The organism is Mycobacterium toneyamaense (assembly GCF_055384815.1).
This window is the reverse complement of the sequence record NZ_AP040333.1, coordinates 2,912,621-2,932,757: the sequence shown is the minus strand read 5'-3', so window position 1 is coordinate 2,932,757 and position 20,137 is coordinate 2,912,621. Positions and strand designations below refer to the sequence as shown.

Here is a 20,137-nt window from a genome sequence, read left to right as displayed (position 1 = left end):
TGGTCCTTAACGGATGAGATAGGGCATGTTGACGGATACGGCGCCGGTTGGGCAGCGCGCAGCACACGGACCGCAGTACCAGCACTCGTCAACGTGCATGTACGCCTTGCCGTTGTCGGGGTTGATGGCCAGCGAGTCGAGCGGACAGACGTCGACGCACAGGGTGCAGCCCTCGATACACAGCGACTCGTCGATCGTGACCGGGACATCGGCTCGTTGGTTGTTGACCAGCGTCATGATTCACTCCGTAACAGGTTGCCGCGCATGGTGATTCGGTCACCACGCAGTCGGATGTATTCGAGGTCGACGGGACGCCCGTCGTCGAGGGTCGTGAGCCGTTCGAGCATCAGGATCGCGCCGCCCGCCGGGATGTCCAGCGTGGCCGCGGTGTGCGGGTCGGCCGAAACCGCTTCCAGCGCAATGTCGGCCGAGCCCAGCCGCTGTTCGGTGACCTGCTCGATCAACGCGAACACGTCGTTGGTCTCCAGCGAGTGCTCGAGGACGGCGGCACCGATATCGGGAACCAGGTACGTCAGATCCAGGCTCAGCGGCAGGTCGCCCAGATAGCGCAGCCGTTCGATGAACACGACGGGCTCACCGGGAGTCAGCTGCAGGCGGCGCGCGACCGCAGCGGGCGCCGGCAAGTGCGTGGCGGCGCGGACCTCGTTGCGGACCTCGCCGTAGTCCTTGAAGGTCTCCTTCAGCCCGACCAGCGCGTGCAGGCCGTGATCGTATTTGCGCTGCGCCACGTGGGTGCCGACGCGTGGACCCCGGTCGATGAGCCCCTCGGCCTTGAGGATCGCCAGCGCCTCGCGCACGGTGTTGCGGGATACCGAGAACTCGGCCACCAGCTCGGCCTCACCGGGCAGGCCCGCCGCGTAGACGCCGTCGCGCACCTGATGGCGCAGCACGTCGGCCACCTGGCGGGCGCGGTCGGCGCGCCGGCGTAGCGGGGTCGGATCGGTCGCCTGGGGCGAGCGAAGCGACGGGGAGGACTCGGGCATGCGGTTGAACCTAGGGACCCAGCGCCATCAGGTCTGCACCCCCGAATCGGGTGTCTCGACGGTACCCGCATTCCGCCGCCTCAATCCACACCTGACCTGCGGAAACCCTGAGTTCGCGGGCTATTGCGCCACCTCGAGAACGGCCGATAGTTCGAATCTCGATGAATTCAACAGCGTTCACCGGCGGCCACAACCTTCGACTCCGCGAAAGTGCGTGGGTTCAATCGTGATGACAATCCGCCGTGGTGATTGAACTCAGGGATCGCTGACGCCCCGAAGAAGTACCTGCCTTCAATCAGAACGTCCAACAGTGTCTTGCGATTGAAACCAAGGACCTCTCCGCGCACTCGACGGGCCGCACAGTCAACACGCAGAACGCGGCCGCTAACTCCCCGCGGCCGACACCGTCACCGGAATCCCGTTGAGCGCGCCGTTGCCGGACGGCTCGTCGAGGAAGTCCGGCAGCGACAGGACGTTGGTGTTCACCCCGGGCGACGCGTTGGCGATCCCCAGCCGGGTGCCGGGCTGCCCGTGTCCCCAGCCGTGCGGCATGGACACCACGCCCGGCTTGATCGCGTCGGTCACCTCGACGGGTACGACGATCTTGCCTGCGCCAGAAGCGACTTCGGCGTTGTCGCCGTCCGCGATACCCCGCGCGGCCGCGTCGCTGGCGTGCATGAGCAGCGTGCAGCGGTCGCGGCCCTTCATCAGCGCGCCGACGTTGTGCAGCCAGGAGTTGTTGGACCGCAGGTGGCGCCGGCTCACCAGCACCAACTCGTCGGCCGGGCGCTCCAGCCGCGCGGCGAGCCGGGGCAGGTCGTCGAGCAGGTACTGCGGGGCCACCCGGATCTTCTTGTCCGCGGTACCCAGCACCTCGGGCACGCGCGGCACCATGGGGCCGTAGTTGATGCCGTCGGGATGGGCCTTGAGCTTCTCGAGCGTCAGCCCGTCGGGATTCTCGCCGTACCAGTCGCCGAACGCGGCGGTCCGCAGCGTCAGGTCGAGCATGCGCTCGGGACCGCCGTGGTCGTACTTCTTGCGGATCTCGGCGCCGTCGAGTCCTTGCGTGAAGCACAGGTAGTCGAACCAGCCGTCGTCGAGCGCGGCGACGTCGACGTCTTCGGCCGGGGTGCCGGTGCACAGCCCGGTGAGCCGGATCAGGATCTCCCACTCCTCCGGCGCGTCGGGGTCCTCGCGGTGAAAAACCGGCGGCGAATACCGGGCGAAGCTGTTGATCGCCGCGCCCAGCAGCAGGTCCGCGGAGTGCGCCTGCTCGAGCGCCGAGGGGCCGGGCAGGATGACGTCGGCGTGCCGGGTGGTCTCGTTGAGCCACAGGTCCACCGAGATCATCGCGTCGAGCTGCGGCAGCGCCTCGTCGAGTTTGTCACCGCCCGGCGTCGACAGCACGGGGTTGCCCGCGACGGTGATGAGGGCCTTGAGCTGGCCCTCGCCCGGGGTGGTGATCTCTTCGAGCATGCACGAGACCGGGACCTGACCCAGCACTTCCTTGGCGCCACGGACCCGGGTCTGATAGCGGCCGAAGTTGGGCGCCCCGTCCTCGAGTCCCGGGATGGTCTGGCTGGTGACGGTCCAGGCGGTCGGCGTGGCGAACATCGCGCCGCCGGGGACGTCGAAGTGGCCGGTGACGATGTTGACGACGTCGATGAGCCAACTGGCGAGACTGCCGAATTCCTGGTTGCACGTACCGATGCGGCCGTACACGACGGCGCGGGGCGTGCCGGCCAGTTCGCGCGCCAGTCCCCTGATCCGCTCCGCGTCGATACCCGTTGCGGCAGAGACCCTTTCAGGCGACCAGTCGGCGACGGCCCGGCACAGCTCGGCCACCCCGTCGAGGTGCTGCTCGAGCTCGCCGAGGTTCACCAGATCTTCGTCGAACACGGTGTGGATGACGCCGAGCAGCAGCGCCGCATCGGTGCCCGGCGTGATGGGCAGCCACTCGTCGGCCTTGGCCGCGGTCTGGGTGCGCACCGGGTCGATCACGATCACCTTGCCGCGCTTACGGATTCCGCCGATGAGGCCCATGATGTCTGGGGCGGCCAGCAGCGAGCCCTGCGACGCCGCGGGGTTGGCGCCCATCACCACTAGCAGGTCGGTGCGTTCCAGGTCCGGGGTCGGGAACGCCCACCAGCTGCCGTACATCAGGTGCGACGACAGGTTCTTGGGCCATTGATCGATGGTGCCCGGCGAGTACGTGATCGGCATGCCGGACAAGCCGAGCAGGATCGCCGCGTACCGCGACAGCGAAAACGAGTGCGCCAGTGGGTTTCCGGTGTACGCGGAGACCGCCCCGATGCCGTGCTTTGCGATCACTGGCGCCAGCAGTTCGGTGCAGCGGCGGAACGCGGTGTCCCAGTCGACCTCGTGCCACTGCCCGTCGACCTTGATCATCGGGCGGCGGATCCGGTCGGGGTCTTCGTGCAACGCGCCGAGGGAAGCGCCCTTGGGGCAGATATGGCCCGCGCTCCACGCGTCGGCCTTGTTGGGCCGGACGCCGGCGACCTTGCCGTCCGACACCTGAATCTCCAAGCCGCACATGGCTTCGCACAGGCAGCAGGCGTGCAGGTGCAGACCGTCTTCGCCGACTCCGGCGATCATTCGTGGCTGGGTTCCCATCGTCCGACTGTAACGGCGTTACTGAGACGTGGGTCACGATTGCTCCCGATATCCGGGAGACGGGCTACAACGCGTGCGAAAGCTCCCGGCCGAACTGCAGCAGCCGCTGCATCTGGGCCAGGCCACCGTCATCGACGGACTTGGTGTACCGGAACGACTCGCAGAAGAAGTCGGTGTCGATGGCCGACTTCTGCCGGCTGCGGGTGATCAGCTGGGTGTACATCCGCAGTCGTACCTCGGCCAGGCGCCGCGTACCGTCGCCCAGCACCTCGAACTGCGTGGTCAGGATGTGGTCGGTGATGGTCGACAACAGGATGGTCCGCACCGAGGTGTCCAGCGTCCGGCGCAGGTGCTCGTCGTCGCCGCTCGCGTCGTCGTCGGCCCGCCACATGATGAGTCGCTCACCGTCGGTGAGGACGACCTCCTGCCACACGGCGTCGCCCCAGGACTCCTCGGACGCGCCGCGCGACATGATGAAGGACTTGATGGACCGGAAGTCGACCACCGACCGCAGCTGCTCGAGCGCCAGCTCCGGATCGCGCAGATAGACCTTCGCCGCATCGTCGACACTCGAGTACGGCGCCCAGTCCTGCGGCTCGTCCATGACTACTCGCCCCGGACCGCCGCGGCCGCCGCCCGAATCTGCGGCGTCACCAGCATCACCTGGCCGAGAACGCCGTTGACGAAGCCGGGCGACTCATCGGTGGAGAGCGACTTCGCCAGCTCGACGGCCTCGTCGACGGCGACCGGCTCCGGCACGTCCGTCGCGTGCAGCAGCTCCCACACCGCGACACGCAGGATCGCGCGGTCCACCGCGGGCAGCCGCTCCAGCGTCCAGCCCTGCAGGTGCGCCGAGATCAGGTCGTCGATGTGGGCGGCGTGCTCGGTGACGCCGTTGGCGACGGTCACCGTGTACGGGTTCAGCGCCGACACCTCGGGGTCGCTGTCGGCCAGGGTGTTGCGCAGCTTGGCGCCCTCGGCCGCAGTGATCCCGCGGGCCTCGGCCTCGAACAGCAGGTCGACGGCGCGCTTGCGCGCCTGGTGCCGGCCCTTGTCGGAGCGACGGTCAGGCATTGACCCGACTGATGTAGCTGCTGTCGCGGGTGTCGACCTTGAGCTTGTCACCGACGTTGATGAACAGCGGCACCTGGATCTCGGCGCCGGTCTCCAGGGTGGCCGGCTTGGTACCGGCGTTCGAGCGGTCGCCCTGCAGGCCCGGCTCGGTGTGCGCGACGACGACCTCGATGCTGACGGGCAGTTCCAGGTAGAGCGGCGCGCCGTTGTGGAACGCGATCTGCACCTGCAGGTTCTCCAGCAGGAAGCCGGCGGCGTCGCCGACGAGGGCCTCCGACAGCGGGTGCTGCTCGAAGTCCTCGGCATCCATGAAGACGAAGTCCGCGCCGTCGCGGTACAGGTAGGTGGCGTCACGACGGTCGACGGTCGCGGTCTCCACCTTCACACCGGCGTTGAAGGTCTTGTCGACGACCTTGCCCGACAGCACATTCTTGAGCTTGGTGCGCACGAAGGCCGGGCCCTTGCCGGGCTTAACGTGCTGGAACTCGATGATCTGCCACAGCTGGCCCTCGATGTTGAGGACGAGACCGTTCTTGAAGTCGGCGGTAGATGCCACGGTGGGTACTGCTCCTAGCTCTCTGTCATCAGAGGATGGCCAGTTCCTTGGGGAACCGGGTAAGCAACTCAGGTGTGTGTGTCGTATCGCCGCTGACGACGAGCGTGTCCTCGATCCGGACACCGCCCCGGCCGGGCAGGTAGACACCGGGCTCCACGGTGACCACGGAGCCAGCAAGCAGTGTACCGGCGGCGGCGGAGTTGATTCCCGGCGCTTCGTGAATCTGCAGACCGACGCCGTGCCCGAGCCCGTGGGAGAACTGCTCGCCGTACCCGGCATCGACGATGACCTGCCGCGATGCCCGGTCGACGGCCGACAGCGTCGTGCCCGGCGCCAGCGCTTCCCGGCCGGCCCGCTGCGACGTCGCGACCAGGTCGTAGATGTCGCGCTGCCACTGCGCCACCGGCGACAGCACGAAGGTGCGCGTCATGTCGGAGTGGTAGCCCTCGACCAGCGCGCCGAAATCGATCTTGACGAAGTCACCGGCCGCCAGCACGGCCTCGGTGGGCCGGTGGTGCGGTATCGCCGAGTTGGCGCCCGTCGCGACGATGGTCTCGAACGACGGGCCGTCGGCGCCGTGGTCGAGCATCCGCGCCTCGAGTTCGCGGCCGACCTCCTTCTCGGTGCGGCCGGCACGCAGCCCACCCGATTCGACGAGATCTTTCAGTGCCGCATCGGCGGCCTCACAGGCCAGCCGCAGGATCGCGATCTCACCGGCGTCCTTGACCTCGCGCAGTACTTCGACCATGCCGGGCGCCCGGACGAGTTCGAGGTCGTCGCCACCGACCCGCTGCAGCGCCGCGTGGGCGTCGACGGTCATGACGTGGCTCTCGAAGCCCAGCCGCTTGATGCCGGCCGCCGCCGCGGCGCGCACGAGCTGAGGCGCACACGCCCGCTCGATGAGGATCTGTGCGTCGGGGGCCTGCTGCGCCGCCTGCGTCCGGTACCGCCCGTCGGTGGCGAGGATGGGCGTCTCCCCTTCAGTGGGAATCAGCAGTGCCGCGTTCGAGCCGGTGAATCCGGACAGATAACGCACGTTGACCAGGTCGGTTATCAGGATCGCATCCAGCTCGGCGGCCGCCAGGTGGCGACGCAGCATGTGGCGCCGGTGGGAAATTGTCACGATATGTGACGCTACTCGCTACGCTGTCTGCTCATGAGTAAGTGGTTGCTGCGCGGAATCGTCTTTGCGGCGTTGATGGTGATCGTCCGATTGCTGCAAGGCGCAATGATCGGTGCCTGGGAAAAACAGTCGCTGATCATCAGCGTCACGCTCGTCGTGCTGTACATCCTCGCTGCCTTTGCCTGGGGCGTCCTCGACGGCCAGAGCGACGCGAAGGCGCAGCCGGACCCCGACCGCCGCGAGGACCTGGCGATGGCCTGGCTGGTCGGCGGTCTGTTCGCCGGCGTCGTCAGCGGCTTCTTCTCCTGGCTCATCGGCCAGTTCTACGACAACATCTACGTCGACGCCCTGGCCGCCGAGCTCACCACCTTCGCCGCGTTCACCGCACTGATCGTCTTCGTGGGCGGCATCTGCGGTGTCTCGCTCGGCCGCTACCTGGTCGACCGCAACGCCCCGCCGCCGCCGAAGCACGACCACGCCGGTGAGAGCGAGCGCGCCGACACCGACGTCTTCGCCGCGGTCGCTGTCGCGGTCCCCGTCGAGGGTCACGAAGGCGAGACCGAGGTCATCGAGACCAGGCCCAAGACCAACCCCGAGTCCTGAGCAGCCACGCAAAAAGGCCGCGGCCCGTCATCAGACGGGCCGCGATCTTTTTTGCCGAAAAGTTGTAAGACTTCCGCGGCGTAACTGCTCCTACCTGTGAGAGCGGCTCAACCGGAGCCGCAAATCCCAAACAGGAGCACATCATGAACCGCACGAAGTTCGTCACCGCCGCAGCTGCCCTGGCGATGATCGCCCTCGGAACCGGAACAGGAACCGCGCAGGCCGCGTCGTCGATCGATACGACAAGCGACGCGGCGGGCGTCACGGTCCACATCAACTCGACCGGAAGTGAAGGCCTGTGCTTCTACTCCGCGGAGCCGTGGTTCGGATGGAAGTCGGTCAAGCCCCTGCCGGTGTACAAGGTGCCGTTCCAGCTGCAGGCAAACCAGAGCCACAATCTGTGGTTCCCGGGCATCCAGACCGGCACGACGTGGAAAGCCAAGGTCGAATGCCCGGTCGGCGGCACCGACTATTTCAACCCCGTCTACTGAGCGCAGCTCAGTCTTTCGCCACCACCGAGTAGGCGGCCGCCAGCAGCGAGGGGTCCGGGCCTTCGAGGCGGCCCGGCTTGGCCAGGCCGTCGAGCACCACGAAGCGCAGCACGCCCGAACGGGTCTTCTTGTCCCCCGCCATCGATTCCAGCAGTTGCGGGAAGGCGTCGGCGTCGTAGCTGACCGGCAGGCCCAGCGCGGTGAGCACCCGGCGGTGGCGGTCCGCGGTGTCGTCGTCGAGGCGTCCGGCAAGCCGGCCGAGCTCGGCGGCGAACACCAGGCCCACCGACACGGCGGCGCCGTGCCGCCACTGGTAGCGCTCCCGGCGCTCGATGGCGTGCGCCAAAGTGTGGCCGTAGTTGAGGATTTCGCGCAGTGCCGATTCCTTCTCATCGGCGGCGACCACCTCGGCCTTGACGGCGATGGCACGGCGGATGAGTTCGGGCAGGACGGTGCCGGCGGGGTCCAGCGCGGCCTCCGGGTCGGCCTCGATGAGGTCCAGGATCACCGGGTCGGCGATGAAGCCGGCCTTCACGATCTCGGCCATGCCGGCGATGATCTCGTTGCGCGGCAACGATTCCAGCGTCGCGAGGTCGACCAGCACGGCCAGCGGCTGGTGGAATGCGCCGACGAGGTTCTTGCCGGCGTCGGTGTTGATGCCGGTCTTGCCGCCGACGGCGGCGTCGACCATGCCGAGCAGCGTCGTGGGCACGTGCACGATGTCCACGCCGCGCAGCCAGGTGGCGGCGGCGAACCCCGCGACGTCGGTGGCCGCGCCGCCGCCGAGGCTGACGATGGCGTCCTTGCGGTCGATCCCGATGCGCCCCAGCACTTCCCAGATGAACCCGACAACGGGCAGTTCCTTGCCCGCCTCGGCGTCCGGGATTTCGATGCGGTGCGCGTCGATTCCGCCCGCCGCCAAGTAACTACGGATCGCCTCGGCGGTCTCGTTCAGCACCGGCTGGTGCAGGATGGCGACGCGGTGCCGGCCCTGCAGGACGCGGCCGAGGTCGCCGAGCAGACCGGTCCCGATGATCACCGGGTACGGCCGGTCGACGTTCACCTCGACGACGACGGGTTCAGTCATTGCGAGCCTTTCAATCGTTTCGCCAGTGCCGCAGGGCTCGGCGGGGCCTCGGTGGTCGGTCCGGGGTTCAGGACCGTGGGCAGCCGGCGCCACGCCGAGCGGCGGCGGCGCCGGGAGTGCTCGTCGCAGCGCGGCTGCTCGAGCCGGTGCACGATGTGGCGGACCACCGCACCGGGATTGCGTCGGTTGGTGTTCACGCGGAGGGTGGCGACCTGCCGGAACAGCGGCACGCGCTGCGCCATCAGCTCGCGGTATTTGGCGCCCGGGTCGTCGCCGGCGAGCAGCGGGCGTCCGCCGCCCGCGGTGCGCCGAACGCCTTCTGCCGCACTGATTTCCAGGTAGACGACGGTATGGCCGACGAGCGCTTCCCGCACCTCCGGGGTCGTCACCGCGCCACCGCCGAGCGACACGACGCCGTCGTGTTCGGCGAGCGCGTCGCGGATCACGTCGGCTTCGATCTTGCGGAACACCGGTTCACCTTCGGCGAAGATGTCGGCGATGCTGCGACCGGTGGTCTCGACGATCTTGGCGTCGGTGTCGAGCATCGGCACCTGCAGCGCCTTCGCCAACCGTCGACCGATCGTCGACTTGCCCGAACCGGGCATGCCGACCAGTACAGCCTTGGGCGCCATCGGGTTATCCGGACATCTGCGGTTCGCGCTCATGCACCGCACGCAGGTAGTTCTCGACGTTGGCGCGCGTCTCGGCCAGCGAGTCGCCGCCGAACTTGTCCAGCGCGGCCCGGGCCAGCACCAGTGCCACCATGGCCTCGACGACCACACCGGCCGCGGGCACGGCGCACACGTCGGAACGCTGGTGGATGGCGACGGCCTCTTCGCCGGTGGCCATGTCGACGGTCGCGAGCGCGCGTGGCACGGTCGAGATCGGCTTCATCGCGGCGCGGACCCGCAGCGGCTGGCCGTTGGTCATGCCGCCTTCCAGACCGCCGGCGCGGTTGGTGGAGCGGGTGATGCCGTCGGCGCCCGGGTAGATCTCGTCGTGTGCGACGCTGCCGCGGCGCCGTGCGGTCTCGAAGCCGTCACCGATCTCGACGCCCTTGATGGCCTGGATGCCCATGACGGCGGCGGCCAGCTGGCTGTCCAGCCGGTTGTCACCGCTGATGAACGAGCCGAGGCCGACGGGCAGTCCGCTGACCACCACCTCGACGACACCGCCGAGGGTGTCGCCGTCCTTCTTGGCGGCCTCGATCTCGGCGATCATGGCTTCCTCGGCGGTCTTGTCGAAGGCACGCACCGGGCTGTCATCGATGGCCTCCAGATCCTCGGGCTGCGGGACCGGGCCGTCGTAGGGCTTCGATGCGCCGATGGAGATGACGTGCGAGACGACGTCCACGCCGAGGGCCTGCTTCAGGAACGCGCGGGCGACGGTGCCGGCCGCGACGCGGGCCGCGGTCTCGCGGGCACTGGCGCGCTCGAGCACCGGGCGGGCGTCGTCGAAGCCGTACTTGAGCATGCCGGCGTAGTCGGCGTGCCCGGGCCGGGGCCGGGTGAGCGGCTCGTTACGCGCGGTGTTGGCCAGCGCCTCCGGGTCGACCGGGTCGGAGGCCATGACGGTCTCCCACTTGGGCCACTCGGTGTTGCCGATCTGGATGGCGATCGGGCCGCCGAGCGTCTGGCCGTGCCGAACGCCGCCGAGCAGCGTGACTTCGTCCTTTTCGAACTTCATCCGGGCACCGCGGCCATAGCCGAGACGACGCCGCTGCAACTGCGTGGCGATGTCGTCCGAGGTCACCGAGAGACCGGCCACCATGCCTTCGAGCATGGCCACCAGGGCACGACCGTGGGATTCACCTGCTGTGGTCCATCGCAACACGTGTCCCATTGTCCCATGAGGGGGTTTACCGGCTGAAATCCGTCAGCCCAGGCTGCATTGCAGCAGCACGGTGTCGATGTCGCGGCCGTGTTTGTGCCCGACCTGCCGCAGTCGGCCGGCCTCGTCGAAACCCACCTTCTTGTGCAGTGCGACGGACGACGGGTCGCCGCTGTCGGCGATCACCGCGATGACCTCACGCACGCCGGCGGCGCGGGCGGCGTCCAGCAGCGCGCCGAGGAGTTCCTTGCCGGCACCCTGTCCGGTGGCCCACGGCGCCAGGTAGATCGAGTCCTCCACCGTGCCCTGATAGGCCGGCCGGGATTTCCAGGGCAAGCAGTACGCGTACCCCGCGACCTTGCCCTCGCGCTCGACGACGAGGAACGGCAGCCCGGCGGCGAAGACCTTGGCGAACCGCGCCTGCCACTCCTCGGCCGTGGGCGGCTCGAGCTCGAACGACGCCACGCTGTTGCGTACGTAATGCGCGTAGATGTCGGCGATCGCGGGCAGGTCGGCGGTGGTGGCGGTGCGGGTGGTCATGGTGAGGCAAAGGTACCGAGCGCGACGGCCGCGGCGCTCGCCAGGCACATCGACGGTCCGTGTGGCACGGTGCGTCCGGCTCGCCGCACGAGGATCAGCGCCGCGTACCCCGCGGTCAGCAGCGGCGCCCCGATCGCGGCGAGCACCCACACGCCGGCGCCGCACATGCCGGTCAATGCGCCGAGGCCGAGTGCGAGTTTGACGTCGCCGCCGCCCATCGCCCGTGGGCTGAGCAGGTGGATCAGGAGGTAGAGCGCGAACAAAGCCGCGGCCCCCAACGCCGCGGCAGTCCCCTTGCCCGTGATCACGCCGGCCGCGACGATCACCGCGGCGCCCGGCAGCGTCAGCCAGTTCGGCAGCCGTCGCTCGCGGAGGTCATAGGCACACAACGCGATCATCCAGGCACCAATAGCCAAGCCCGCCCCCATCTTTCGAGGCTAAGGGCGTTGCGCAGGGCGTCCCGACACGAATGTTCCACAGGGTGCCGGCCAGGGAAGTACCACGTCGATTGCACTCACGGACTTCTTGGGCCCCAATTTTCGGCTCTACCAGCCGAGCCGCGCACAAAACTGGATTCAGGACGCCGCGAGCGCCGCCGCCATCACCTCGCGGGGCGCGGGCATCCCGGTGAACTGCTCCACCTGGGCGTAGGCCTGGTTCAGCAGCATCTGCAGGCCGCTGACCACCCGGCCACCGGCCGCGGAAACGGCGGCGGCCAGCGGCGTCGGCCACGGGTCGTAGATGGCGTCGAGCAGCACGGCGGTGTCGGCCACGGTCCCGGAGATCTCACCCGCCACCGCGGCAGGCAGTGTATTGACCACCACGCCAAGGGAATTCAGCTTCTCGCCGAGGGCTACCCAGCGCGTCGCGACGCCCAGCCGCTCCCCCAGCTCCACGAGTGCCCCGGCCTTGTCGGCATTGCGGGCAACGATCGCCAGGTCCCGCACACCGAGTTCGGCCAAGGCCACGACGGCCGCGGGCGCGGTGCCGCCGGAGCCCAGCACCGCCGCCGCTCCGGATACCTCGCCCAGGGCGCCGACGACGCCGTCGACGTCGGTGTTGTCGGCGCGCCAGCCGCCGTCGATCCGTACCAGGGTGTTGGCCGAGCCGACGAGCTCAGCGCGCGGCGTGCGTTCGGTCGCGAAGCGCAGCGCCGCGAACTTGCCGGGCATCGTGACCGAGACCCCGACCCATTCCGGGCCGAAACCGCCCACCAGGCCGGGCAATTGTTCCTCGGTGCACTCGATGCGGTCGTAGGTCCAGTCGGTCAGCCCGAGCTCCCGGTAGGCCGCCAGGTGCAGCTGCGGGGACCGCGAATGCGCGATGGGCGAACCCAGAACCGCGGCTCTCATCGCGCACTGTCGAGCACGCCGTTGCGTTTGGCGAGCTCGATGCTGGCGAGGTGCTGCTGGTAGTCGCGGGTGAAGACCGTGGTGCCCTGCAGGTCGATGGTCACGAAGTACAGCCAGTCCCCCGGCGCCGGGTCCTGCGCCGCGACGACGGCGGGCTGGCCGGGCGAGCAGATCGGCGTGACCGGAAGTCCTTCGCGCGCATAGGTGTTCCATGGCGTCGGCTGTTCGCGGTCGGCGTCGGTGGTGGCCACTTCCTGCCGGTCCAGCGGGTAGTTCACCGTCGAGTCGAACTGCAGCCTGCGATGGTCTGGGGTCGCCAGCCGGTTGTAGATGACGCGGGCCACCTTGGCGAAGTCCTGCGGGTTGGACTCGCGCTGCACCAGCGATGCCACGATGAGGATCTGGTACGGGTTCAGGTTGGCGGCGGCGCCGGCATCGAGCAGGCCACCCTTTTCGTACTGGTGACCGCTTGCGCTGATCAGGCTCGCCAGAATCGACGTCGGCGTGCCGGCCGGGTCGACGTTCCAGGTGCCGGGCGCGATGAGGCCCTCGAGCCTGCGGTGGTCGGGGCCCAGCGACTTCACCGGTCCGGCCGCCCAGCTCGGCACGAGCAACGCCGAGATGTCGGCGGCACCGGCGGCCTTCTTCAGCTCGTCGGCGGACACGCACTTGCGCTTGCCGTCCAGGTCGACGCAGGAAGCCGCCGAGATCAGGCTGAAGATGCCCTGGTTGATCTTGTTGGTCTTGACGTCGGTGGTGTCGTCGAGTTGGCGGCCCTCCGGGATCACCAGGCGGCCCACCCGATTGTTCTTCTCGGTGAGCCGGGACACCGCGTTGGCGGCCGAGATCTCGGTGCGCAGCTTGTAGAACCCGGGCTGAATCTCGGTCATCGCCTTGTTGCCCTCGGCGGCCAGGACGAACGTCTTCACGTTCGCCACGACGCCGTGATCGAACAGGGTCTGCCCGATCGCGGTGGTCGAGTCGCCCTGATGCACCTCGACGACGAGGTCGTTGTTGCCGTCACCGGAGTAGTCGTTGCCCGAGCCGAAGATGCCGTGCCACAGCCGGGAGCCGAGGAACACCGCGCTGACCACGACGACGATGAACACCGTCAACGCCACCATGCTGCGGCGCCGGCGGCGCTTGCGGTTGCGCTCGGCGCGGACCCGCTCGGCCCGGCTCATGCCGCGGCGCGGCCGGCCCACCGATTCGGGCTTGATGCGGGTGCTGCTGCCCCACTCGTCGTCGTCGCCCGGGGCGTCCGGGCGCATGTCCTCGGCCGGAGTCATTCGCCGACCTCGCGCTCTGCGGCGGCCAGCACCGAGCGGCGCATGTCCAGCCAGTTCTGCAGGATGCCGACGGCGGCCACCTGATCGATCATCTGACGTTGCCCCTTCGCACGCACCCCGGCCTCCCGCAGCGAGCGCTGCGCGGTGACCGTCGTCAGCCGTTCGTCGGCCATCCGTACCGGAGTCGGGGCCACCCGCACCGCCAGGGCGTCGGCCACCTCGATCGCGTCCCGCGCCGAGCTGCTCGCCCGGTCCTTCAGTGTGCGCGGCAGCCCGACGACGATCTCGACCGCCTCCTGCTCACCGGCCAGCTTCACCAGCCGGCCCAGGTGCTTGTCGGTCTTGTCGCGACGCACCGTCTCCAGCGGCGTCGCGAGGATGCCGTCGGGGTCGCACACCGCGACACCGATCCGCACCGTGCCGACGTCGATGCCCAGCCGGCGGCCGCGACCGGGGTCGTCGGCGCCGGGGCGGTCGGGCATGCGGTCGGTATCAGCCAAAGCTAGCTCCGGCCCAGTTCAGCGCGTAGCGCGGCCAGACCCGCGTCGATACCCGCTGCCCCCTTACCGGAACCCTGTGCCAGATCGGCCTTTCCACCACCACGGCCACCGACGGCGGCGCCCAGCTGCTGCACCAGTTCGTTGGCCTTGAACCCGAGGTCCTGCGCGGCGGCGTTGACGGCCACCACGTACGGCACCGACTCGCCCGAGTCGGCGATCAGCGCGATCACCGCGGGCTCCGAGCCGAGCTTGCCCTTGATGTCGCCGACCAGGGTGCGCAGGTCACCACCGGAGATGCCGCCGGCCATCCGCTGGGCGACGACGCGGACCTTGCCGATGACCTCGGCACCGGCCGCGGCGTCGGCGGCGGCCGCCTTGGCACCGGCCAGGCGGACCTTGTCGAGTTCCTTCTCGGCGGCCTTGAGCTTCTCGACCAGGGTGGCGACGCGGGCGGGCACCTCTTCCGAGGGCACCTTCAGCGACGCGGCCAGGCCGGCCATCAGCGCACGTTCCTTGGCGAGGTGCCGGAACGACTCGAGCCCGACATAGGCCTCGACACGACGCACACCCGAACCCACCGACGACTCACCGAGGATCGTCACCGGGCCGATCTGCGCCGAGCGCTCGACGTGCGTACCACCGCACAGCTCCAGCGAGAACGGGCCGCCGATCTCGACGACGCGGACCTCGTCCGGGTAGGACTCGCCGAACATCGCCATGGCGCCCATCGCCTTGGCCTTCTCCAGCTTCTCGTGGAAGGTGTGCACCTCGAAGTCGGCCTGCACGGCCTCGTTGGTGACTTCCTCCACTTCGGTGCGCTGTGCGTCGCTCAACGCGCCCTGGTAGTTGAAGTCGAAGCGCAGGTAGCCCGGCCGGTTCAGCGAACCAGCCTGAACGGCGCCCGGGCCCAGCACCTGTCGCAGCGCGGCGTGCACCATGTGCGTGCCGGAGTGGCCCTGCGTGGCACCGCGGCGCCAGGTCGGGTCGACGGCGGCGGTGACGGTGTCGCCTTCGACGAACTCGCCGGACTCGACGTTGACGGTGTGCACCCACAGCGATTTGGCGATCTTCTGCACATCAGTGACCGCGGCCTTGGCGGTGGCCGACGACCCGGTGCCGGTGATCGTTCCGGTGTCGGCGATCTGGCCACCCGATTCGGCGTACAGCGGCGTCCGGTCCAGCACGAGCTCGACGCGATCCGAGCCCTCACTGCCGTGCGTCACCACCGGCACCCGCTTGCCGTCCACGAAGATGCCGAGAATCCGTGCCTCGGAGGTCAATTCGTCGAAACCGGTGAACTCGGTGGGGCCGGCGTCGACCAGGTCGCGGTAGGCGGACAGGTCGGCGTGCGCGTGCTTGCGGGCAGCGGCGTCGGCCTTGGCGCGGGCGCGCTGCTCGGCCATCAGGCCCCGGAAGCCCTCTTCGTCGACGGTCAGGCCGGCTTCGGCCGCCATCTCCAGCGTCAGCTCGACCGGGAAACCGTAGGTGTCGTGCAGCGTGAAGGCGTCACTACCGGAGACGACGGTCTTGCCGGCGGCCTTGGTGGCGGCCGCCGCGTCCTCGAACAGCCGCGAACCCGACGCGAGGGTGCGGTTGAAGGCGGTCTCCTCGGCTACCGCGATGCGGTTGATGCGCTCGAAGTCGGTGACCAGCTCCGGGTACGACGGACCCATCGTGTCGCGCACGGTGGCCATCAGGTCGCTCATGATCGGCTGCTCGACACCGAGCAGCTTGGCGGCGCGGATGATGCGGCGCAGCAGGCGGCGCAGCACGTAGCCGCGGCCCTCGTTACCCGGGGTGACGCCGTCGCCGATGATGATCGCGGCGGTGCGGCTGTGGTCGGCGATGACGCGGTAGCGCACATCGTCGGCGTGGTTGCCCACGCCGTAGTGGCGCGGCGCCACCGAGGCGACCATGTCGATCACCGGGCGGACCAGGTCGGTCTCGTAGACGTTGTCGACACCCTGCAGCAGGCAGGCGATGCGCTCGACACCCATGCCGGTGTCGATGTTCTGGCGCGGCAGCGGGCCGAGGATTTCGAAGTCGGTCTTGCTGGTGCCCTCGCCGCGCTCGTTCTCCATGAACACGAGATTCCAGATCTCGATGTAGCGGTCCTCGTTGGCCTCGGGACCACCGTCGATGCCGTACTCGGGGCCGCGGTCGTAGTAGATCTCCGAACACGGGCCGCAGGGCCCCGGGATACCCATGGACCAGTAGTTGTCGGCCTTGCCGCGGCGCTGGATGCGCTCGGGCGGCAGACCGGCGATCTCCTCCCACAGCCCGATGGCCTCGTCGTCATCGAGATAGACGGTGGCCCAGAGCTTTTCGGGATCGAAGCCGTAGCCGCCCTCGGACACCGGGTTGGTCAGCAGGTCCCAGGCGAGCGCGATGGCGCCACGCTTGAAGTAGTCGCCGAACGAGAAGTTGCCGGCCATCTGGAAGAACGTGTTGTGCCGGGTGGTGATGCCGACCTCGTCGATGTCCGGTGTGCGGATGCACTTCTGGACGCTGGTTGCCTTGTCATACGACGGGGTGCGGTCGCCCAGGAAATACGGCACGAACTGCACCATGCCGGCGTTGACGAACAACAGGTTCGGATCGTCCAGGATCACCGATGCGCTCGGCACCTCGGTGTGGCCCGCTTTCACGAAATGATCGAGGAATCGTTTCCTGATCTCGTGTGTCTGCACGTGCTGTTGTCCTTCTGTTGTCCGTCTGGGGACCGGGTAGTTGCCCGGATAACAGTACCGGTCGGCCTTGTGCGCAGCGCCGCCGCGGCGGACAGTTGTGTCTATCCGGTGGCGCCACCGGAGCGCCGCCCTGAACAAAGAGGGGGTGGACCGTGTTCGCACGTTCTACCACGATGATGGCGAGCCCTGACCAGATCGATGACGGCATTGCCTATATCCGCGACGAGGTCATGCCCGTGCTGCAGGAACTTCCCGGTTCCATCGGCCTGTCTCTGCTGGTCGACCGGGAATCCGGCCGGTGCATCGCCACCAGCGCGTGGGAGTCCGAGGACGCCCTGCATTACAGCGCCGGCGAGGGCCGCCGGCTCCGCAATCTCGCCGCCGAACGCTTCGGTGGCGGCGCCCCGCTGGTCGAGGAGTGGGAGATCGCCGTTCTGCACCGTGAGCACGGTAACGGCGCGTGTGTGCGGGCCACCTGGCTCACCGTGCCGCCGGATCTCATGGAGGCCGGCATCGACTACTACCGCGACACCGTGCTGCGGCAGATCGAGCACCTGCCGGGGTTCTGCAGCGCCAGCCTGCTCGTCGACCGCGGTTCGGGCCGTGCGGTGTCGTCGGCGTCCTTCCGCACCCGCGAGTTGATGGCGGACTACTGGCAGCAGGCCACGGCACTGAAGGTCGAATCGGTGCAGGCCGCCGGGGCGTCGGAGATCGCCGACTGCGCATTCGATCTCGCGATCGCCCACCTGCGGGTACCCGAACTGGTCTAGCGCTTGCGCCGGATGATGGCGCGCAGCTTCTCCAACCGGCCGCCGATCTCGCGTTCCGCCCCGTACGCGGTGGGCCGGTAGTAGTCGACCCCGACCAGCTCATCGGGTGGATACTGTTGCGCCGCAACACCACCCGGGTGGTCGTGGGCGTACTTGTAGCCCTGGGCGTGGCCGAGTGCGGCGGCACCGGCGTAGTGCCCGTCGCGCAGATGCGCGGGCACCATGCCGGCCTTGCCGGCCTTGATGTCGGCCATCGCCGCGCCGAGGGCGACGGTCACCGCGTTGGATTTCGGCGCCGTCGCCAGGTGCACCGTCGCGTGGGCCAGGGTCAGTTGGGCCTCCGGTAGCCCGATGAGCTGCACGGTCTGCGCGGCGGCGACGGCGATCGGCAGGGCCGTCGGATCGGCGATGCCGATGTCCTCGCTGGCCAGGATCATCAGCCGGCGAGCGATGAAGCGCGGGTCCTCCCCCGCGGTCAGCATCCGCGCCAGGTAGTGCAGCGCGGCGTCGACGTCCGAGCCGCGCACCGATTTGATGAACGCGCTGACGACGTCGTAGTGCTGGTCCCCGTCGCGGTCGTAGCGCACGGCAGCCTTGTCGAGGGACTGCTCGATGACTTCAATGGACACCGGCCCGTCTCCGGCCGTCTCGGCGGCGACCTCGAGCGCCGTCAGCGCCCGCCGCGCATCACCCGCCGACAGCGTCACGAGCAGCTCGACGGCGTTGTCGTCGACCTCGACGGCACCGCCCAGACCGCGCGGATCGGTGATCGCCCGCTGCACGACGGTCCGGACGGCGTCGGCCGTGAGCGGTTGCAGCTGCAGGATCAGCGAGCGCGACAGCAGTGGGGCCACCACCGAGAACGACGGATTCTCGGTGGTCGCCGCCACCAGCAGCACGACCCGGTTCTCGACGGCCGCCAGCAGGGCGTCCTGCTGCGTCTTGGAGAAGCGGTGCACCTCGTCGATGAACAGCACGGTCTGACGGCCGTGAATCGCGCCTCGACGTGCTTCTTCTATCACCGCGCGGACGTCCTTGACGCCGGCCGACAGCGCCGACAGCGCCTCGAACCGGCGGCCGGTGGCCCCCGAGATCAGCGACGCCAGGGTGGTCTTGCCGGTGCCGGGCGGCCCGTAGAGGATGACGCTGGCCGCGCCCGAGCCCTCGACGAGGCGGCGGAGGGGCGAACCCGGCTTGAGCAGGTGATCCTGGCCGACGACCTCGTCGAGGCCGGCGGGCCGCATCCGCACCGCCAATGGTGCCTGGGTGGGGGCGGCGGACGATACGTCGGGTTCGCCCCCTACGTCGAACAGCCCATCAGACACGGTTCAGGCTTACCACGCCGCACCGACCGGCGGTTCAGTCGGCAGGTGCGGTCACGAAGTCGATGAGTTCCTCGACCCGTCCGATCAGCGCGGGTTCGAGGTCGTTCCAGTCCCGCACCCGGCCCCGGATGCGCTGCCACGCGTGGGCGATGTCGGCCTGGTCGGCGTGCGGCCAGCCGAGCGCGTCGCACACGCCGTGCTTCCATTCGATGCCGCGCGGGATGACGGGCCACGCCTCACGCCCGATGCGGGCGGGTTTGACGGCCTCCCAGATGTCGATGAACGGGTGGCCCACGACCAGCGTGTGCTCGCCACCCGGACCACGGCGCACCTGTTCGGCGATCCGGGCCTCCTTCGAGCCCGACACCAGGTGGTCGACGAGCACGCCGAGCCGGCGGCCCGGTCCCGGCCGGAACTCGCGCACGATGGCGGCCAGGTCGTCGACACCGCCGAGGTATTCGACGACCACGCCCTCGACCCGCAGATCGTGTCCCCACACCTGCTCGACCAGTTCGGCGTCGTGGCGGCCCTCCACGTAGATGCGGCTGGCCAGCGCGGTGCGGGCCCGATGTCCTTGCACGGCAACCGAACCCGAGGCCGTGCGGGTGGGCGCGGCCGGCGCGGTGCGCTTGGGCGCGGTGAGGATGACGGGATTGCCGTCGACCAGATAGCCCGGGCCGATGGGGAACGGCTTGCGGTAGCCGTCGAAGTCCTCGAGGACCATGCGGCCGTACTCGACCGAGATCACGGCGCCCACGAAGCCGGTCGTGGCGCACTCCACCACGAGCCCCTTCTCGGCGGGTTGCTCGGTCGAACGCTTTCTGGCGTTCGGGTTGCGGGCCAGTACATCGGATCCGTATCGGTCGCTCACGGCACCGATCCTAGGAACGATCGCGGGCCAGATCCGGTTGCGCCACCCGTGTTTTCGTCACAGACCGGTTACGGGGCCTTCTCGACCTTGATGTCACAGGTGATGCGTTCACCGTCGACTTTGACGATCTTCATGTGGGCGACGTACTGGACCTTGCGCGGACCGGTGAAGTGGCAGTCGAACTGTGCGCCCTTGGTGGCTTCCACGTCGGACGGACACTTCACGTCGGTGGGGGTGAACTTGTTCTGATCCGACACCAGCTTGACCACCTGTTTGGCGGCGTCGTCGGCCTTGACCGTGGTTTTCGAGCTACACCCGGCCGGTGACAGGGCCACCAGACCCAATAGCACCGCTGCCCCCACCCGTACGCGCATCATGGGCGCGATCGTGCTCTATCG

Annotated in this window: 22 protein-coding genes; 3 read left to right on the top strand and 19 right to left on the bottom strand. The window is 68.8% G+C overall.

Going from position 1 to position 20,137, the window contains the following annotated elements; all coding sequences use genetic code 11:
• Positions 1 to 6 precede the first annotated feature (6 nt).
• The 7 genes from ACZ5IQ_RS14235 to ACZ5IQ_RS14205 all read right to left on the bottom strand — a co-directional run bounded on the left by ACZ5IQ_RS14235 (position 7) and on the right by ACZ5IQ_RS14205 (position 6,391).
• Entirely contained in the window at positions 7 to 237 is a 231-nt protein-coding gene (locus ACZ5IQ_RS14235) for a 4Fe-4S dicluster domain-containing protein (protein ID WP_061006677.1), read from the bottom strand.
• On the bottom strand, positions 234 to 1,004 hold the full coding sequence (locus ACZ5IQ_RS14230) for a GntR family transcriptional regulator (protein ID WP_244872564.1): 771 nt from the start codon (positions 1,002 to 1,004) through the stop codon (positions 234 to 236). The genes ACZ5IQ_RS14235 and ACZ5IQ_RS14230 overlap by 4 nt, the downstream gene beginning before the upstream one ends.
• Before the next feature lie 384 nt (positions 1,005 to 1,388).
• The gene (locus ACZ5IQ_RS14225; protein ID WP_212811566.1) at positions 1,389 to 3,638 is read right to left on the bottom strand and encodes a molybdopterin-dependent oxidoreductase; all 2,250 of its coding nucleotides are present in this window, start codon (positions 3,636 to 3,638) and stop codon (positions 1,389 to 1,391) included.
• A 64-nt stretch (positions 3,639 to 3,702) separates the two neighbouring features.
• On the bottom strand, positions 3,703 to 4,242 hold the full coding sequence (locus ACZ5IQ_RS14220) for a hypothetical protein (protein ID WP_212811567.1): 540 nt from the start codon (positions 4,240 to 4,242) through the stop codon (positions 3,703 to 3,705).
• 2 nt (positions 4,243 to 4,244) lie between these two features.
• Positions 4,245 to 4,712 carry a transcription antitermination factor NusB gene (gene nusB / locus ACZ5IQ_RS14215; RefSeq protein ID WP_020101665.1) on the bottom strand — a complete coding sequence of 156 codons (468 nt, stop codon included), beginning with the start codon at positions 4,710 to 4,712 and terminating at the stop codon, positions 4,245 to 4,247.
• Complete coding sequence (gene efp / locus ACZ5IQ_RS14210) at positions 4,705 to 5,268, bottom strand: elongation factor P (RefSeq protein ID WP_212811568.1); 564 nt, start codon at positions 5,266 to 5,268, stop codon at positions 4,705 to 4,707. The genes nusB and efp overlap by 8 nt, the downstream gene beginning before the upstream one ends.
• A gap of 28 nt (positions 5,269 to 5,296) precedes the next feature.
• Entirely contained in the window at positions 5,297 to 6,391 is a 1,095-nt protein-coding gene (locus ACZ5IQ_RS14205; RefSeq protein WP_212811569.1) for a M24 family metallopeptidase, read from the bottom strand.
• Positions 6,392 to 6,424: 33 nt separating this feature from the next.
• On the opposite strand from ACZ5IQ_RS14205, the gene ACZ5IQ_RS14200 reads away from it, so the two are divergent.
• Together ACZ5IQ_RS14200 and ACZ5IQ_RS14195 are read left to right on the top strand one after the other, a co-directional pair.
• Entirely contained in the window at positions 6,425 to 6,994 is a 570-nt protein-coding gene (locus ACZ5IQ_RS14200) for a B-4DMT family transporter (RefSeq protein ID WP_212811570.1), read from the top strand.
• A gap of 143 nt (positions 6,995 to 7,137) precedes the next feature.
• Positions 7,138 to 7,485 (top strand): hypothetical protein, encoded by a 348-nt coding sequence (locus ACZ5IQ_RS14195; RefSeq protein ID WP_053853629.1) that lies wholly within the window; start codon positions 7,138 to 7,140, stop codon positions 7,483 to 7,485.
• 7 nt (positions 7,486 to 7,492) lie between these two features.
• Here the strand turns inward: ACZ5IQ_RS14195 and aroB are convergent, their stop codons facing one another.
• The 9 genes from aroB to alaS form a co-directional block, all read right to left on the bottom strand.
• Positions 7,493 to 8,572 carry a 3-dehydroquinate synthase gene (aroB, locus tag ACZ5IQ_RS14190; protein WP_212811571.1) on the bottom strand — a complete coding sequence of 360 codons (1,080 nt, stop codon included), beginning with the start codon at positions 8,570 to 8,572 and terminating at the stop codon, positions 7,493 to 7,495.
• Entirely contained in the window at positions 8,569 to 9,204 is a 636-nt protein-coding gene (locus ACZ5IQ_RS14185) for a shikimate kinase (RefSeq protein WP_020101671.1), read from the bottom strand. The genes aroB and ACZ5IQ_RS14185 overlap by 4 nt, the downstream gene beginning before the upstream one ends.
• Positions 9,205 to 9,208: 4 nt before the next feature.
• Positions 9,209 to 10,405, bottom strand: coding sequence for a chorismate synthase (gene aroC, locus ACZ5IQ_RS14180; RefSeq protein WP_212811572.1), 1,197 nt, complete (start codon positions 10,403 to 10,405; stop codon positions 9,209 to 9,211).
• A gap of 42 nt (positions 10,406 to 10,447) precedes the next feature.
• Positions 10,448 to 10,942 carry a GNAT family N-acetyltransferase gene (locus tag ACZ5IQ_RS14175; protein ID WP_212811573.1) on the bottom strand — a complete coding sequence of 165 codons (495 nt, stop codon included), beginning with the start codon at positions 10,940 to 10,942 and terminating at the stop codon, positions 10,448 to 10,450.
• Positions 10,939 to 11,370, bottom strand: coding sequence for a prepilin peptidase (locus ACZ5IQ_RS14170; RefSeq protein ID WP_212811574.1), 432 nt, complete (start codon positions 11,368 to 11,370; stop codon positions 10,939 to 10,941). Before ACZ5IQ_RS14170 ends, ACZ5IQ_RS14175 begins: the two co-directional genes overlap by 4 nt.
• 147 nt (positions 11,371 to 11,517) lie before the next feature.
• Entirely contained in the window at positions 11,518 to 12,294 is a 777-nt protein-coding gene (locus ACZ5IQ_RS14165; protein WP_212811575.1) for a shikimate dehydrogenase, read from the bottom strand.
• Positions 12,291 to 13,583 carry an endolytic transglycosylase MltG gene (locus tag ACZ5IQ_RS14160; RefSeq protein WP_244872565.1) on the bottom strand — a complete coding sequence of 431 codons (1,293 nt, stop codon included), beginning with the start codon at positions 13,581 to 13,583 and terminating at the stop codon, positions 12,291 to 12,293. Before ACZ5IQ_RS14160 ends, ACZ5IQ_RS14165 begins: the two co-directional genes overlap by 4 nt.
• Positions 13,580 to 14,083, bottom strand: a complete 504-nt coding sequence (gene ruvX, locus ACZ5IQ_RS14155) for a Holliday junction resolvase RuvX (protein ID WP_212811576.1) — start codon at positions 14,081 to 14,083, stop codon at positions 13,580 to 13,582. Before ruvX ends, ACZ5IQ_RS14160 begins: the two co-directional genes overlap by 4 nt.
• 2 nt (positions 14,084 to 14,085) lie before the next feature.
• Positions 14,086 to 16,773, bottom strand: coding sequence for an alanine--tRNA ligase (gene alaS / locus ACZ5IQ_RS14150; RefSeq protein ID WP_212811577.1), 2,688 nt, complete (start codon positions 16,771 to 16,773; stop codon positions 14,086 to 14,088).
• 152 nt (positions 16,774 to 16,925) lie between these two features.
• On the opposite strand from alaS, the gene ACZ5IQ_RS14145 reads away from it, so the two are divergent.
• Positions 16,926 to 17,543, top strand: a complete 618-nt coding sequence (locus ACZ5IQ_RS14145; protein WP_212811578.1) for a hypothetical protein — start codon at positions 16,926 to 16,928, stop codon at positions 17,541 to 17,543.
• Here ACZ5IQ_RS14145 and ACZ5IQ_RS14140 read toward each other — a convergent pair.
• The 3 genes from ACZ5IQ_RS14140 to ACZ5IQ_RS14130 form a co-directional block, all read right to left on the bottom strand.
• Positions 17,540 to 18,868 (bottom strand): replication-associated recombination protein A, encoded by a 1,329-nt coding sequence (locus ACZ5IQ_RS14140; RefSeq protein WP_212811579.1) that lies wholly within the window; start codon positions 18,866 to 18,868, stop codon positions 17,540 to 17,542. The two genes, ACZ5IQ_RS14145 and ACZ5IQ_RS14140, sit on opposite strands and share 4 nt — an antisense overlap.
• 34 nt (positions 18,869 to 18,902) lie before the next feature.
• Positions 18,903 to 19,739, bottom strand: coding sequence for a DUF3097 domain-containing protein (locus ACZ5IQ_RS14135; RefSeq protein ID WP_406802077.1), 837 nt, complete (start codon positions 19,737 to 19,739; stop codon positions 18,903 to 18,905).
• A gap of 68 nt (positions 19,740 to 19,807) precedes the next feature.
• Complete coding sequence (locus ACZ5IQ_RS14130) at positions 19,808 to 20,116, bottom strand: DUF4333 domain-containing protein (RefSeq protein ID WP_346415622.1); 309 nt, start codon at positions 20,114 to 20,116, stop codon at positions 19,808 to 19,810.
• Between the last annotated feature and the right edge of the window lie 21 nt (positions 20,117 to 20,137).

Coding starts and splice junctions, on each gene's coding strand:
- ACZ5IQ_RS14195 (WP_053853629.1), top strand. CDS start 7,138: ATGAACCGCACGAAGTTCGTCACCGCCGCAGCTGCCCTGGCGATGATC.
- ACZ5IQ_RS14230 (WP_244872564.1), bottom strand. CDS start 1,004: ATGCCCGAGTCCTCCCCGTCGCTTCGCTCGCCCCAGGCGACCGATCCG.
- ACZ5IQ_RS14185 (WP_020101671.1), bottom strand. CDS start 9,204: ATGGCGCCCAAGGCTGTACTGGTCGGCATGCCCGGTTCGGGCAAGTCG.
- ACZ5IQ_RS14130 (WP_346415622.1), bottom strand. CDS start 20,116: ATGATGCGCGTACGGGTGGGGGCAGCGGTGCTATTGGGTCTGGTGGCC.
- nusB (WP_020101665.1), bottom strand. CDS start 4,712: ATGCCTGACCGTCGCTCCGACAAGGGCCGGCACCAGGCGCGCAAGCGC.
- ACZ5IQ_RS14175 (WP_212811573.1), bottom strand. CDS start 10,942: ATGACCACCCGCACCGCCACCACCGCCGACCTGCCCGCGATCGCCGAC.
- ACZ5IQ_RS14200 (WP_212811570.1), top strand. CDS start 6,425: ATGAGTAAGTGGTTGCTGCGCGGAATCGTCTTTGCGGCGTTGATGGTG.
- ACZ5IQ_RS14165 (WP_212811575.1), bottom strand. CDS start 12,294: ATGAGAGCCGCGGTTCTGGGTTCGCCCATCGCGCATTCGCGGTCCCCG.
- ACZ5IQ_RS14160 (WP_244872565.1), bottom strand. CDS start 13,583: ATGACTCCGGCCGAGGACATGCGCCCGGACGCCCCGGGCGACGACGAC.
- ACZ5IQ_RS14235 (WP_061006677.1), bottom strand. CDS start 237: ATGACGCTGGTCAACAACCAACGAGCCGATGTCCCGGTCACGATCGAC.
- aroB (WP_212811571.1), bottom strand. CDS start 8,572: ATGACTGAACCCGTCGTCGTCGAGGTGAACGTCGACCGGCCGTACCCG.
- ACZ5IQ_RS14225 (WP_212811566.1), bottom strand. CDS start 3,638: ATGGGAACCCAGCCACGAATGATCGCCGGAGTCGGCGAAGACGGTCTG.
- ACZ5IQ_RS14220 (WP_212811567.1), bottom strand. CDS start 4,242: ATGGACGAGCCGCAGGACTGGGCGCCGTACTCGAGTGTCGACGATGCG.
- ACZ5IQ_RS14170 (WP_212811574.1), bottom strand. CDS start 11,370: ATGGGGGCGGGCTTGGCTATTGGTGCCTGGATGATCGCGTTGTGTGCC.